Origin of the sequence: Mesorhizobium sp. M0815 (assembly GCF_040319995.1) — a bacterium.
Classification (GTDB): Bacteria; Pseudomonadota; Alphaproteobacteria; order Rhizobiales; family Rhizobiaceae; genus Mesorhizobium.
The window spans coordinates 318971-332806 of the sequence record NZ_JAMYOU010000003.1 but is presented as its reverse complement, the minus strand read 5'-3'; the positions used below and the strand labels follow the sequence as shown (position 1 = coordinate 332806).

Annotated in this window: 12 protein-coding genes; 7 read left to right on the top strand and 5 right to left on the bottom strand. The window is 62.9% G+C overall.

Annotated elements, in window-relative coordinates:
- Nucleotides 1-50: 50 nt before the first annotated feature.
- The 4 genes from NKI01_RS06635 (at nt 51) to NKI01_RS06620 (ending at nt 5396) form a co-directional block, all read left to right on the top strand.
- The gene (locus NKI01_RS06635) at nt 51-1238 is read left to right on the top strand and encodes an amino acid ABC transporter permease (RefSeq protein WP_023719748.1); all 1188 of its coding nucleotides are present in this window, start codon (nt 51-53) and stop codon (nt 1236-1238) included.
- 4 nt (nt 1239-1242) lie between these two features.
- Entirely contained in the window at nt 1243-2400 is a 1158-nt protein-coding gene (locus NKI01_RS06630; protein ID WP_023719747.1) for an amino acid ABC transporter permease, read from the top strand.
- A 69-nt stretch (nt 2401-2469) separates the two neighbouring features.
- A complete protein-coding gene (locus NKI01_RS06625; protein ID WP_031194215.1) occupies nt 2470-3219 on the top strand; it encodes an amino acid ABC transporter ATP-binding protein in 750 nt (249 codons plus the stop codon).
- A gap of 257 nt (nt 3220-3476) precedes the next feature.
- Nucleotides 3477-5396, top strand: coding sequence for a multicopper oxidase domain-containing protein (locus NKI01_RS06620; protein WP_352962334.1), 1920 nt, complete (start codon nt 3477-3479; stop codon nt 5394-5396).
- Between the two features lie 74 nt (nt 5397-5470).
- On the opposite strand, the gene NKI01_RS06615 is transcribed toward NKI01_RS06620, so the two are convergent.
- Genes NKI01_RS06615 through NKI01_RS06605 form a run of 3 tightly spaced genes read right to left on the bottom strand, consistent with a single transcriptional unit; the run spans nt 5471 to nt 7503 of the window.
- Nucleotides 5471-6184 (bottom strand): HoxN/HupN/NixA family nickel/cobalt transporter, encoded by a 714-nt coding sequence (locus NKI01_RS06615; RefSeq protein WP_023719744.1) that lies wholly within the window; start codon nt 6182-6184, stop codon nt 5471-5473.
- 30 nt (nt 6185-6214) lie between these two features.
- Nucleotides 6215-7243, bottom strand: coding sequence for a cation diffusion facilitator family transporter (locus NKI01_RS06610; RefSeq protein ID WP_502895887.1), 1029 nt, complete (start codon nt 7241-7243; stop codon nt 6215-6217).
- Nucleotides 7240-7503 (bottom strand): metal-sensing transcriptional repressor, encoded by a 264-nt coding sequence (locus tag NKI01_RS06605; RefSeq protein ID WP_023719742.1) that lies wholly within the window; start codon nt 7501-7503, stop codon nt 7240-7242. Before NKI01_RS06605 ends, NKI01_RS06610 begins: the two co-directional genes overlap by 4 nt.
- Before the next feature lie 103 nt (nt 7504-7606).
- Here NKI01_RS06605 and NKI01_RS06600 point away from each other — a divergent pair, with 103 nt between their 5' ends.
- Entirely contained in the window at nt 7607-8278 is a 672-nt protein-coding gene (locus NKI01_RS06600; RefSeq protein ID WP_352481908.1) for a TIGR02117 family protein, read from the top strand.
- A gap of 194 nt (nt 8279-8472) precedes the next feature.
- Here the strand turns inward: NKI01_RS06600 and NKI01_RS06595 are convergent, their stop codons facing one another.
- Entirely contained in the window at nt 8473-9678 is a 1206-nt protein-coding gene (locus NKI01_RS06595; RefSeq protein WP_352962333.1) for an FAD-dependent monooxygenase, read from the bottom strand.
- A 19-nt stretch (nt 9679-9697) separates the two neighbouring features.
- Nucleotides 9698-9943: a zinc-finger domain-containing protein gene (locus NKI01_RS06590; protein WP_023722726.1), complete on the bottom strand. Its 246-nt coding sequence runs from the start codon at nt 9941-9943 to the stop codon at nt 9698-9700.
- A 150-nt stretch (nt 9944-10093) separates the two neighbouring features.
- Here NKI01_RS06590 and NKI01_RS06585 point away from each other — a divergent pair, with 150 nt between their 5' ends.
- Nucleotides 10094-12295 (top strand): RNA degradosome polyphosphate kinase, encoded by a 2202-nt coding sequence (locus NKI01_RS06585; RefSeq protein ID WP_352495566.1) that lies wholly within the window; start codon nt 10094-10096, stop codon nt 12293-12295.
- Nucleotides 12295-13827 (top strand): exopolyphosphatase, encoded by a 1533-nt coding sequence (gene ppx, locus NKI01_RS06580; protein WP_352962330.1) that lies wholly within the window; start codon nt 12295-12297, stop codon nt 13825-13827. Before NKI01_RS06585 ends, ppx begins: the two co-directional genes overlap by 1 nt.
- Nucleotides 13828-13836 lie beyond the last annotated feature (9 nt).

The following is a 13836-nucleotide window of genomic DNA, read 5'->3' as shown; positions in this document are numbered from 1 at the left end:
CCTTCCGGTTTCTCTTTCCAGGGGATGGTCGCCAGAAGGGTGGTGGTTTAATGGCATCGCAGGAAATTCTTCGCGAGGAGCCAAGCCGCGGTTCCTTCATCAATGATCCTCGCGTCCGCGGCATATTCTTTCAAGCACTGGTCCTCGTCCTGCTGGTAGCGGGTGTCTGGTGGGTCACCCACAACGTCATCGCCAATTTGACGCGGCTGCACATCGCTTCCGGCTTCGGCTTTCTCAAGGGCCGCGCCGGCTTCGACATCAGCGAAAGCGCCATCGCTTATTCATCGGATTCGACCTATTTCCGTGCCATCCTGGTTGGCTTTATCAACACCGTGATCGTTGCTGTCGTCGGCATCATCACCGCCACCATCATCGGTTTCATCGTCGGCATAGGCCGGCTGTCGCATAACTGGCTGATCAGGAAGATCTGCACCGTTTATGTCGAGGTGTTCCGCAACATCCCACCGCTGCTGGTCATCTTCTTCTGGTATTCCGGCGTGCTCGCCGTGCTGCCGCCGCCGCGCGACAGCATCAATTTGCCGTTCGGCTCCTTTCTCAACCAGCGCGGCTTCTATTTTCCCCGCGCTATGTGGGGCGAGGGATCCTGGCTGATCCTGGTCGCACTGCTCCTCGGCATCGCCATGGCCTGGTTCGTCGCCCGCAAGGCGCGACAGCGGCAGATGGCGACGGGGCAGCCATTCCCGGTGTTCTGGACATCCATAGCGTTGATCGTCGGCCTGCCGCTGCTGGCCTACGCGCTGAGCGGCTTTCCGCTGAGCTTTGAATTTCCAAAGCAGTCGACCTTCAATCTCGTCGGTGGCTTTCAGGTCAGGCCCGAGTTCCTGTCACTCTATCTGGCGTTGTCGTGCTATACGGCCGCCTTTATCGCCGAGATCGTGCGCGCCGGCATCAGGGGCGTCAGCGCAGGCCAGACCGAGGCGGCCGCTGCACTCGGGCTGCGTTCGGGATCGATCCTCAGGCTTGTCGTCGTGCCGCAGGCGATGCGCATCGTTATTCCGCCGCTGACCAGCCAGTACCTCAACCTGACCAAGAATTCCTCGCTCGCCATCGCCATCGGCTATCCGGACCTGACGGCGACGGCTGGCACGGTCTTGAACCAGACCGGGCAGGCAGTCGAAGGCGTGGTGATCATGATGGCGGTGTACCTGGCGCTCAGCCTGATCACGTCGGCGGTCATGAACGTGGTGAACGCCAGGATGGCGCTGGTGGAGAGATAAGGCCATGCAAGAGCACGATATGTCCTGGGTGCGGACGGAGATGGCGCTGGCGCAGGCGGCGCCGTCGAGCGAGCGCGGCCTCGGCGCCTGGGTCCGCAAGAATCTGATCGCGTCGACCGGCGACACCATCCTGACCATCATCGGCATCGTGCTGGTTGCCATGATCCTGCCGCAGATCGTCAATTGGGCTTTCATCAACGCCCAGTGGACGGGACCGGACCGCACGGTCTGCGCCACCGTGGCGCAGGGCGGCATCCAGCCGGACGGCTGGACCGGCGCCTGCTGGGCCTTCGTCAACGCCAAGTTCGGCCAGTTCATGTTCGGCCGCTATCCCCTGGAAGAGCGTTGGCGCCCGATCCTGGTCGCCATCCTGTTCGTGGCGCTGCTGGTGCCGCTGCTCATTCCGCGCGTACCGCGCAAGGGGCTGAATGCCATTCTTCTCTTTTTTGCGCTGCCGGTCGTCGCCTTCGTTCTGCTGCTCGGCGGCATGTTCGGCCTGCCCTATGTCGAAACCCCGCTTTGGGGTGGACTGCTGGTGACACTCAGCCTGTCCTTCGTGGGCATCGCTGTGTCGCTGCCGGTCGGCATCGTGCTGGCGCTCGGCCGGCGCTCGAACATGCCGATCGTCAAGCTGCTGTGCGTGATCTTCATCGAGACGGTACGCGGCATCCCGCTGATTACGGTGCTGTTCTTTGCCAGCGTGATGCTACCGCTGTTCCTGCCGGCCGGCGTCAGCTTCGACAAGTTCCTGCGCGCGCTGATCGGCGTGTCGCTGTTTGCCGCCGCCTACATGGCCGAAGTGGTGCGCGGCGGCCTGCAGGCGATCCCCAAAGGCCAGTATGAGGGCGCCGATTCGCTCGGCCTCAGCTACTGGCAGAAGATGGGTCTGGTCGTCATGCCGCAGGCGCTGAAGCTGGTCATTCCCGGCATCGTCAACACCTTCATCGGCATGTTCAAGGACACCAGCCTGGTCATCGTCATCTCGATGTTCGACCTCCTCGGCATCGTCAAGCAGAACTTCTCCGACGCCAGCTGGGCAACGCCGCAGACGGCCAGGTCCGGCCTGGTGTTCGCGGCCTTCATCTTCTGGCTGTTCTGCTTCGGCATGTCGCGCTATTCAATGTACACGGAACGCCGTCTCGACACCGGCCACAAACGCTAAAAAGGGGACCTTGTCATGGTCATAGAAAACGCCGTCAGCGCGGAAGAGATCAAGGTCAATGCCGCCAAGATGCATATTTCCACCACCGATGTCGCCATCGACATCATCGCCATGCACAAATGGTACGGCGAATTCCATGTCCTGAAGGACATCAATCTAAAGGTGATGCGCGGCGAGCGGATCGTCATCTGCGGCCCGTCGGGCTCCGGCAAATCGACGATGATCCGCTGCATCAACCGGCTGGAGGAACACCAGAAGGGCAAGATCATAGTCGACGGCAAGGAACTGACCAACGATCTGAAGAAGATCGACGAGGTGCGCCGCGAAGTCGGCATGGTGTTCCAGCACTTCAACCTGTTTCCGCATCTGACCATCCTCGAGAATTGCACGCTGGCGCCGATCTGGGTGCGCAAGATGCCGCGGAAGCAGGCCGAGGAAATCGCCATGCATTTCCTCACGCGCGTCAAGATCCCGGAACAGGCCAACAAATATCCCGGCCAGCTTTCCGGCGGCCAGCAACAGCGCGTGGCGATCGCCCGCTCGCTGTGCATGAACCCGCGTATCATGCTGTTCGACGAGCCGACCTCGGCGCTCGACCCGGAAATGATCAAGGAAGTGCTGGAGACGATGGTCGGGCTGGCCGAGGAAGGCATGACCATGCTCTGCGTCACCCATGAAATGGGCTTTGCGCGCAAAGTCGCCAACCGGGTGATCTTCATGGACCAAGGCCAGATCGTCGAGCAGAACACGCCGGCCGAGTTCTTCGACCACCCGCGCCACGAACGCACGAAACTGTTCCTGTCGCAGATCCTGCACTGATCCTGTACGCCGGTTCGGAACAAGACCGGCGGACCGGGCTCGCTGCGTTGCTCAGGGCCTTACGCGTATTCGACGAGCGCTGACCGTGCGCGGCGCGAGAAGATAGCAAGCGTGCTTCAGGCCGCTCGAGTGGTCACCTTGCAACCTGGTAGCTAAGGCCGGCACGGATCATAAGCGCGCCGGCTGCGTTCATTGCTATTGGGAGTTGTATAACGAGCCGCGTTGGCGCGTGCGGCGGCAGGTCAAGGTTCATCCCGATGCTCATCCAACCGATCGATTATTTTCTCGTCGTCTGGTTCGCACTGGCGCTGGCTTCGACGCTTTATGTCGGCTTCGATCAATATCGCAACAATCCCGAGCCGGTGGTGATGAAATGGGGATTCATCCTGGTTACCCTCTATATGGGTCCGCTCGGCTTGCTGCTCTACGTGCTAGCCGACAAGGAGCCCCGGCCGGGCGAGCATGAACTCTTTACCCGGCCGCTCTGGAAGCAGGGCGTCGGCTCCACCATCCACTGCGTCGCCGGCGATGCCACCGGCATCATTCTTGCCGCCGCCGTCACGGCGGCGCTCGGCCTGCCGATGTGGATCGACCTGATCGTCGAATATCTCGCCGGCTTTGCCTTCGGCCTGTTCATCTTCCAGTCGCTGTTCATGAAATCGATGATGGGCGGCACCTATTGGGAGAATGTGCGCAAGAGCTTTCTGCCCGAGTTCATCTCCATGAACTTCATGATGGCCGGCATGGCGCCGGTCATGAGTTTTCTGATGATGGGCCGCGACATGCGCGCGATGGAACCGACGGAGCTTTTGTTCTGGGGCGTGATGTCGATCGGCGTCATCGCCGGCTTTGCGCTTGCCTACCCGGCCAATGTCTGGCTGGTCGCCCGCGGCTTGAAACATGGGCTGATGACACAGCGCCAACAGGCGGCCGGCACCGACGGTCGAGAGCAGCCCCACCAAGGGCAACACGCGCAGATGCAAATGCAGCAGGCCGACGCCAGCGGCCATCACGGGCAGCACCACGATATGGCTTCCCACAAAGGCAAAGGCGGCGCCGGTCATCACATGGAGACGGATGCCACGACCCCGCAAGTCGCCGCCCTCAGCATGGTCTCCCTGCTGGCCCTCGCCATCGGCATGATCGCGCCGGCGAACTGGCTGAACCTAACCTTGTCGGCGCGCGATGTCGGCGGGGTGATCATGCCGCAAGGCATGATCATGGATCGCGACACGCCCGCCGACGCAATGCGCGACATGGCCGCCACCGATCCGCGCCTCGTGACCGCCTCTTATGGTCTGCCGGCAAAGGGCGACCAGGACCTGCCGTTTCGAATGGAGAACGGCGTCAAAGTGTTCGAGCTCAGGCCTTCGGTGGTCCGCTGGCAGATCCTGCCGGACGTTGCGGTCGACGCTTATGCCTATAATGGCCAGATTCCCGGCCCGCGAATTCACATTCGCCAGGGCGACCGGATCAGGATCAACGTCACCAACGGCCTGCCTGAGGAAACGACGGTGCATTGGCATGGCCTGATCCTGCCGAACCAGATGGATGGGCCAGCCGAAATCACCCAGGCGCCGATCAAGCCCGGGCAATCCTATTCATACGAGTTCACCGCAACCCAGCACGGAACCTATTTCTACCACCCCCATGCCAAGCCGGACCGGACCCAGGCGCTCGGCCTCTACGGTGCGCTGATCATCGATCCCGCCAATCCCGCCGATGAGGTCGCGGCCGACCATGATTACGTCATCGAGCTTCAGGAATGGCTGGTGCGGGAAGGGCTGACCTACCCGTCGATGCCGATGGACGGCGGCATGCCGAATTTCTTCACCATCAACGGCAAGGCCTATCCCTCGACCGAGACGATTCCGATGAAGGTCGGCGAGACGCTCAAGGTGCGGTTCATCGGCACCAACAACGGCTTCATCCATCCGATGCACATCCATGGCGGACCGTTCGAGGTCGTTGCCCGCGACGGCGAGACGATCCCTGCCTCGGGTCGTTTCCTTGCCGATACAGTCAACGTCGGGCCAGGTCAGCGCTATGACGTGATCTGGAAGGCACAGCGTCCGGGCAAATGGCTGATCCATTGCCACATCCCGCATCACACCACGAACAACAATGTCGAGGAGAAGGGCGGCGGCGGGCTCATGGTCGTGATCGATGGGACATGACCGGCGTCGGCTTGGCTCGTTCCAACCGCTGCACCGGCCCGGACGCCATGCAGTGGCTGAAACCATGTTTTCTCTTAAGCTGATGTGATCTGCCAGACAGCGACGCCGGCAAGGGCGAGACCGGCAGCGCCCTCGATGGCCCGGGAGATGGTTTCGAACAGCCGTGGCTGGCGCGCGAAAAACTGTACAAGCCGTTCCCGAAACACGATCGACAATACCGCGACGCAGGACAGCGTCAGCGCCACGCCGACCATCATGGTGATGGCAAACAGGACGCCGGCTGCCGGAACACCCCTGGAGATCGCGAAAGTCATCGCGAAAAGCGTCAGCGGGCAGGGGATCAGGCCTGCCATCACGCCGACAGCCTCGCCTTCGTGCCTGTGGTGATGGCTGTGGCTCAAAGCGCGCCAGAGCATCCAGACGCCAATGAGGCCGAGCAGCCCACGACTGATATGCTCCAGGAGCGGAGCGCGGCCAACGCTGCCCAATGCTATGGAGACCAGTGGCAGCGAGAGAGCCGCAATCAGAACGGCAATCGTCACATGCGTGAACGATAGCGTGATAGACACGAGCAGGCCGCGCGAGACCTTCGCATCCGAACCGGCAAGATAGGTCGCCAGGACCGCCTTGCTATGACCCGGCGTCAGCGCATGGGCAGCCCCGAACACGACGCCCATCGGCAGGAAGGCCATGAATGCCAGCCAATTGCCTCCGGCCGCAAGCAGCTTGATCTGCTCGCCGAGCGTCAGATAGATCGTGCGCTGAAATTCGACGAGCGTCTGGAACATCGGACGAGACTAGCAGAAAATCGGCGAGCGTCAGTGCATGTGGCCGTGGTCATGCGTGTGCTCGTGAGGGTGCGGATGGTCGTTCTCTCCACGTTCCGTTGAAAACCGGACATTCGCCTCAGCCAGGGCTGGCATATGCTGGGACAGTTCGTCTTTCAGCGCTGCCGCGATCTTGTTCGCCGCCGACAGCGGTAAGGTTTCGTCCGCGGCAATTGCGATGTCGGCGTGCAATCTATGACCGACCCAGCGCGCCTTAGCATCGACAATATGCGCGCCCGCAACATGCTCGGCGGCATGTCGGATTTCATCCATCACACCGGGTTCGATTCCGTCCAGCATGCGGGTCAGCACCGAACGGGCCGATTGCCACACGATACCGAAGATCGCAATCGTGATCAGCAGGCCGACGATCGGGTCGGCCAAGGAAAAGCCGAGCCAGACGCCGATGGCTCCGATGACCACGGCAAGGCTGGTAAGTCCGTCGGTGCGGGCGTGGTAGCCGTCGGCAATGAGCGCCGCGCTGTTGATTTCGCGGCCGACGCGGATACGGAACACGGCAACCGCCTCGTTGCCGAGGAAGCCGACAATGCCCGCCGCCGTCAGCCAGCCGAGGTGTGTCACTACTTGTGGATTGATCAGCCTGTCGATGGCTTGGTAGGCGGCGACAACAGCGCTGAACAGGATGATGAGCACGATGATGATGCCGGCCAGATCCTCGACCCGGCCCAAGCCATAGGTAAAGGTCCGCGACGGCTTGCGCCGCGCCAGCACGAACGCAATCCATAGCGGGATCGCCGTTGTCGCATCGCCGATGTTATGGATCGTGTCGGCCAGCAATGCCACGCTCCCCGACAGCACAACCACGACCATCTGCAACGCCGCGGTGATGGCCAGGATTACGAACGACCATTTGATTGCCCAGATGCCCCGGTCGGTGGTAGCAATTGTCGCATCGATGACGCCGTGGGTGTGACCGTGCGAACCGTGATCGCCGTGATGATGTGCGGCGTGCGAGCCGAACCCGAGCCAGTCCAGAATGCGGGCTACGATGGCATTCATAGATACTTCGCCAGCTGCTTGAGTTCCGCCAGCGAGTTGCCGCCGGTTTCCACGCTGTCCGTGAGGCAATGCTCGATGTGATCGTTGATCAGCTCGCGCTTGGCGCTGCTGATGGCCCTTTCGACGGCATGAAGCTGCTGCGCCAGATCAACGCAAGGGCGATGCGCCTCGATCATGGCCAGCACAGCCGCAAGGTGACCTTGCGCGCGCTTCAGGCGCTTTATGATGGAAGGATGCGAGGCGTGGAGGTGATCTGACATGCTTGAGCATATCCTCCCGGGGAGGATACGCGTCAAGCGCTTTGTCAGCCGTGCAACTCCAGAGACGCTTCACCTTGAGCATGGCTTGCTCTAAGCCTTTCCCATGAAGAAGCTTGCCCGTTTTCTTGGCCTGCTGGTCGTTGCAACAGTGCTTGCCGCAGCGCTGGGCACGCTGCTGCCGCGCCCGCTCTGGCCGGCGGCAGTTGCCGATCCGATCGGCGCAAGCCACCGCATCTTGGTGCTGCAAAATCCGATCCACACCGACATCGCCATCCCGGTCGACGACGATATGCGCCGGCGCTTCCATTTCCTGGTCGATGCCGGCATTCCTGCCGACATGGCGGAGGTCCGCTACATCGTCTTCGGCTGGGGCGGCCGCGCCTTCTATCTGGAGACGCCGACCTGGTCGGAGCTGAAGCCGATGCCGGTGATGAAGGCGCTGACCGTCGATGCCTCGGTGATGCATGTCGACATTTCCGGCGACATCGCCGAGCCGCATCCCGACGTCGCCGGCTTCGACATCGGCGACGAACGCTTTGCGGCGCTGCTCGATTACATTGCGGCAAGCTTCCAGCGGGGGCCGAACGGGGCCATTCCGATCGAGAATGCGGCCTATTCCCGCTTCGATCGTTTCTTCGAAGCCAATGGCCATTTCAACGCGCTGATCGGCTGCAACACCTGGACGGCGGCGGCACTGCGCACGGCCGGGCTGCGCACCGGCTGGTGGAACCCGCTGCCAGCCTCGCTCGGCCTGTCGATGCGGCTTCACAATTGAAGAGGGTTCCGGCTGATCAACGCCGCGATCCTTCGAGCCCTCCTTTCGCCAATCTCTAACGTTGCAGGACCTAGCAAGGCGCCGAAACTGCCAATCTCCCTCCTTGTGGGGGAGATGTCCGGCAGGACAGAGGGGGGCGCTGTCCCGCCGGCCTATCGAGCTTTTTATCGCCGATCCCCAGACTCGCGCGCCCGCTAGCCATAAAGCCAATCAAGATCGGCGGCGAGCTTTTCGGGTGAGCGCATCGCCAGGAACAGGTTGCGGGCCATCGCCACCGGCCCGGCCGCGTGCCAGGCGAGGCGGTTGACCGCGCCGCGGCGGGCGACCTGGGCGACGCGCGGCCGCCGCGCCTGTTCCCAAGCGGCAAGCGCGCCGCTGAGATCGGCAGGCGAGGTGGCAACGAAGCCGGCAAGCGTCGCCGCGTCCTCGATCGCCATCGCCGCGCCCTGTGCGGCAAAGGGCGTCATCGCATGCGCCGCATCGCCGATCAGCGCGACGCCTTCCGGTGTCGTCCACCGCCGCTGCTCGACGGTGTGGATCGGCCATGCCGTCCACGGCGCCGCCTCGCTCGCCAGACGGACCAGCGCCGGCGCGGTACCGCGCATGGCGCTGACGAGGATGGCGGGGTTGGCCTGCCCCGACCAGCCCTCGGCGATGCGCTCGCCCCTGGTGAAGGCGGCGAGGTTGAAGGCAGTGCCACGGCTGACCGGATAGGCGACCATATGGAAGCCGGGATAGAGGAATGCGGTAACGCAATCGGGCGCACCGATCGCTGCAAAGGCTTGGCCAGCAGGGCTGTCGGCACCGACGGTGGCGCGCCACGCCAGCTCACCTGAAAACCGGCTACTACCGAATTCGGCCGCTTTGCGGGCCAGTTGTTCTCGCACCGACGACCAGACGCCATCCGCGCCGATCAGCAGACAGCCAGCCTCGACCGTTTCGCCATCAGCCGATGCAGTGACGGCAACAGCTTTCGGTCCGGCTGCGATGTCGGTCACCCGCGCGCCAGCGACCAGTTCGATCCCGGGCTGCTCCGAAACCCGCTGCATCAGCGCTGACTGCAGATCGGCGCGGTGGGCGACGAGATAGGGTGCCCCCCAGCGCGTTTCGGCGGCCGGGCCAAGCGGTACGCGCGCCAGCTCGCCCAGCGTGGCGGCATCCTTGAGCACAACCGCCTCCGGCCGCACCGCCGTCGGCAGCAGCCGATCGAGTACGCCGAGTTGTCGAAGAATGCGTGTCGCGTTGGGCGACAACTGGATGCCGGCGCCGGCAGCCTCGAGGTGCTGCGCCTGTTCGAACAGTTTTATCCGATAGCCGCGCTCGGCGAAGGCCAGTGCCGCGGTCAGCCCGGCAACGCCCGCCCCGGCGATGACGACCTGCCGGGACTGCGTTTCCTGCATCAGGCTTGTCGCAGGAGAATCAGGCGGCCTGGTCGATATAAAGGCAGCCCGGCGGCACCGTTTCCAATGCCTTCAGCTTCGGCGAATAGCGATAGAGCGTCGAGCAGTAGGGGCAGACCTTTTCATTGTCGTCGCCCATGTCGAGAAATACATGCGGATGGTCGAAAGGCGGATTGGCGCCGGTGCACATGAATTCCTTGACGCCGATGTCGATTGCCGGATAGCCCGCATCGTTCTGGAAATGGGGAATGGAACCGCCTGCCATCGTCGTCTCCTGATCTTGTCGATTGCATCTGGATCATAACCCGTCTCTTTGCAAGATCGATGAAATGAAACTGTCGCAAAAGCCTGTCAGAGGATAAGTTAAGCCGGTTAACACCGTAATCCGCGGACGGGTGTGAGAAGAGCAGGAACTATGAACGAACTGAAGCCGGTCCAGAACGAATTCATCACCATCGAGGCTGCGAGCCGCGAAGGCGGCAATCCTGACCGCTTCGTCAACCGCGAGTTTTCCTGGCTGCAATTCAATCGGCGCGTGCTCGAGGAATCGCTGAACGCCAATCATCCGCTGCTCGAGCGCGTTCGCTTCCTGTCGATATCGGCGGCCAATCTCGACGAGTTCTTCATGGTCCGCGTCGCCGGTCTTGCCGGCCAGGTGCGCGAGGGCATCGTGCTGAAGAGCCCGGACGGGCGCACCCCCGAGCAGCAGCTCGAACAGCTGTTGCGCGAGGTCGAGCGCCTGCAGGAGGACCAGCAGAACAGCCTTTCGGCGCTGATGCTGCAGCTCAACAAGGAAGGCATCGAGAGCATCACCCGCGATGCGCTGACCAAGGACGAGAAGACCTGGCTCGAGGACCATTTCCAGGAGCAGGTGTTTCCGGTCCTGACGCCGCTGTCGATCGACCCAGCGCATCCGTTTCCGTTCATTCCCAATCTCGGTTTCTCGATGGCGCTGCAATTGCGCCACCGCAAGAACGGCGAGGAAATGAGCGCGCTTTTGCGCCTGCCGGTAGCGCTGAGGCGCTTCATCCGCTTGCCGGATCGCAAGCATCACGTCCGCTTCGTTCCGCTCGAAGAGGCGGTCAGTCTCTACATCGGCAAGCTGTTCCCCGGCTATGAGGTCAAGGGCTCCGGCACGTTCCGCATCATCCGCGACAGCGATATCGAGGTCGAGGAAGAATCCGAAGATCTGGTGCGGCTGTTCGAGACGGCGCTGAAGCGTCGCCGCCGCGGCTCGGTCATCCGGATCGAGTTCGACAGGCTGATGCCGTCCGAATTGCGCGACTTCGTCGCCGGCGAGCTTGGCGTCTCGGCCAGCCGCATCAGCGTGCTTACCGGGCCGCTGGCGCTTAGCCAGATCTCGGAGATCGTCGCCGTCGCTCGCGACGATCTGAAGTTCACGCCCTACAATCCGCGCTTCCCGGAGCGCATCCGCGAGCATGGTGGCGATTGCTTTGCCGCCATCCGCGAGAAGGACATCATCGTCCACCACCCCTACGAATCCTTCGACGTGGTGGTGCAGTTCCTGCGCCAGGCGATGGCCGATCAGGAAGTGGTGGCGATCAAGCAGACGCTCTACCGCACCTCCAACGACAGCCCGATCGTGCGGGCTTTGGTCGACGCCGCCGAGGCCGGCAAGTCGGTGACGGCGCTGGTCGAGCTCAAGGCGCGCTTCGACGAGGAGGCCAACATCCGCTGGGCGCGCGACCTCGAGCGCGCCGGAGTCCAGGTCGTCTTCGGCTTTCTCGAGCTGAAGACCCACGCGAAAATGTCGCTGGTGGTGCGGCGCGAGGATGGCAGGCTACGCAATTACGTGCATCTCGGCACCGGCAATTACCACCCGGTCACCGCGCGCATCTACACCGACCTGTCCTTCTTCACCACCGATCCGACGATCGCGCGCGATGTCGCGCAATTGTTCAATTTCATCACCGGCTATGCCGAGCCGGCCGAGCAGATGCGGCTGGCCATATCGCCGTTCACGCTGCGCAACCGCATCCTCAAGCATATTTCGGACGAGATCGGCCACGCGCTGGATGGCAGGCCGGCTCGCATCTGGATGAAGATGAATGCGCTGGTCGATCCGATCATCATCGATGCGCTCTACGATGCCAGCCGCGCCGGCGTCGAGATCGATCTCGTCGTGCGCGGCATCTGCTGCCTGAGACCGCAGGTGCCGGGCCTGTCGGAGAACATAAGGGTGAAGTCGATCGTCGGCCGCTTCCTCGAGCACAGCCGCATCTATTGCTTCGGCAACGGCCACGGCCTGCCCTCGGACGGGGCGATCGTCTACATCTCCTCGGCCGATTTGATGCCGCGCAATCTCGACCGCCGGGTCGAGACCATGGTGCCGATCACCAATCCAACTGTGCATGAACAGGTGCTCGGCCAGATCATGCTCGGCAACATCATGGACAACCAGCAAAGTTTCGACGTATTGGCTGACGGAACCTCCCGGCGCGTTGTGCTGGAGGAGGGCGAGGAACCGTTCAACGCGCAGGAATATTTCATGACCAATCCGAGCCTGTCCGGACGGGGCGATGCGTTGAAGTCGCATGCGCCCAAGCGCATCGCGCAGTTCAAGCGCCGCAAGAAACAGAACGCAGCGACGGGCTGATGATTTCAGCGTCCCAGGGCCGGCTTCAGGACCGCCGACCGCTGTCCATCATCGATATCGGGTCGAACTCGATCCGTCTTGTCATCTATGAAGGGCTGGCGCGCTCGCCGACCTTGCTGTTCAACGAAAAGATGCTCGCCGGCCTCGGCCGCGGCATCGTTTCGACCGGAAAGCTCGATCCCGAGGCGGTGACGCGCTCGATGGAAGAGTTCCGCCGTTTCCGCGCGCTCTCCGACCAGGCCGGCGCCGAGCGCATGTATGTGTTGGCGACCGCCGCCGCCCGTGAGGCGGTCAACGGCCCCGACTTCATCCACCGCGCCGAGGATGTACTCAAGACCGAGATCCAGGTGCTGAGCGGCCGCGAGGAAGCCCATTATTCGGCGCTCGGCGTCATCTCCGGTTTCCACCCGGCCAACGGCATCGCCGGCGATCTTGGCGGCGGCAGCCTCGAACTGATCGATATCGACGGCGAGGCGATCGGTGACGGCATCACCCTGCCGTTGGGCGGCTTGCGCCTGCAGGACATGGCGAAGAACTCGCTGACCCAGGCGGCAAAGATCACGCGCGAGCAACTGGCGCGGGCGAAATTGCTGAAGGGCGGACAGGGCAGGGCCTTCTACACGGTCGGCGGCACCTGGCGAAACCTCGCCCGTCTGCACATGGAAATGACCAACTACCCGCTCGGCGTCATGCACCATTACGAGATCGGCATCGAAAGCGCCGCGAGCTTCCTCCGGCAGGTCGCCAAAGCCGAGATCGATAAGGTCAAGGGCATCGAGGGCGTCTCCAAGAACCGCCGCTCGCTGCTGCCCTACGGCGCCATCGTGCTGCAGGAGATCATGGCGGCGATGCAGCCGTCGAAGATCATCGTGTCGGCGCTGGGCGTGCGCGAGGGCTTTCTCTATTCGCTGCTCGACAAGGCCGAACAGAAAGCCGATCCGCTGATCTCGGCGGCGGAAGAGCTTGCCCGCCTGCGCTCGCGATCGGTCGACCACGCGCATGAGCTTGTCGAATGGACCGGTAAGGCCTTCGCTGCCTTCGGCATCGACGAAACCAGGGATGAGGCGCGCTACCGCCACGCCGCCTGCCTGCTCGCCGATATCGGCTGGCGTGCCCATCCCGAATATCGCGGCAAGCAATCGCTCAACATCATCGCCCACGCCTCGTTCATCGGCGTCGACCATCCCGGCCGCGCCTTCCTGGCGCTTGTCAGCCTGTTTCGCCACGAGGGCGTGTTCAATGAAGCCGCGCCGGAAATCCGCGGGCTGGCGACGCCGCGCTATCTCGAGCGCGCCCGCGTCTTGGCGGCGCTGCTGCGCGTCGTCTATCTCCTGACGGCGGCAATGCCCGGCGTCATGCCGCGGCTGAAATGGGAAAACCGCGGCAATGGCGTGCTGGCGCTGGTGCTGCCGGCGTCGCTGTCCGACCTCTACGGCGAGCGGCCGGCCGGCCGGTTGGCACAGCTGGCAAAGGTCACCAACCGCCGGCTGGTGCTGGCGGTCGAGGGCGGGCCTAGTATTTCAGTGAAGTAGTTTCAGGCA

Coding starts and splice junctions, on each gene's coding strand:
- NKI01_RS06635 (WP_023719748.1), top strand. CDS start 51: ATGGCATCGCAGGAAATTCTTCGCGAGGAGCCAAGCCGCGGTTCCTTC.
- NKI01_RS06630 (WP_023719747.1), top strand. CDS start 1,243: ATGCAAGAGCACGATATGTCCTGGGTGCGGACGGAGATGGCGCTGGCG.
- NKI01_RS06625 (WP_031194215.1), top strand. CDS start 2,470: ATGCATATTTCCACCACCGATGTCGCCATCGACATCATCGCCATGCAC.
- NKI01_RS06620 (WP_352962334.1), top strand. CDS start 3,477: ATGCTCATCCAACCGATCGATTATTTTCTCGTCGTCTGGTTCGCACTG.
- NKI01_RS06615 (WP_023719744.1), bottom strand. CDS start 6,184: ATGTTCCAGACGCTCGTCGAATTTCAGCGCACGATCTATCTGACGCTC.
- NKI01_RS06610 (WP_502895887.1), bottom strand. CDS start 7,243: ATGAATGCCATCGTAGCCCGCATTCTGGACTGGCTCGGGTTCGGCTCG.
- NKI01_RS06605 (WP_023719742.1), bottom strand. CDS start 7,503: ATGTCAGATCACCTCCACGCCTCGCATCCTTCCATCATAAAGCGCCTG.
- NKI01_RS06600 (WP_352481908.1), top strand. CDS start 7,607: ATGAAGAAGCTTGCCCGTTTTCTTGGCCTGCTGGTCGTTGCAACAGTG.
- NKI01_RS06595 (WP_352962333.1), bottom strand. CDS start 9,678: ATGCAGGAAACGCAGTCCCGGCAGGTCGTCATCGCCGGGGCGGGCGTT.
- NKI01_RS06590 (WP_023722726.1), bottom strand. CDS start 9,943: ATGGCAGGCGGTTCCATTCCCCATTTCCAGAACGATGCGGGCTATCCG.
- NKI01_RS06585 (WP_352495566.1), top strand. CDS start 10,094: ATGAACGAACTGAAGCCGGTCCAGAACGAATTCATCACCATCGAGGCT.
- ppx (WP_352962330.1), top strand. CDS start 12,295: ATGATTTCAGCGTCCCAGGGCCGGCTTCAGGACCGCCGACCGCTGTCC.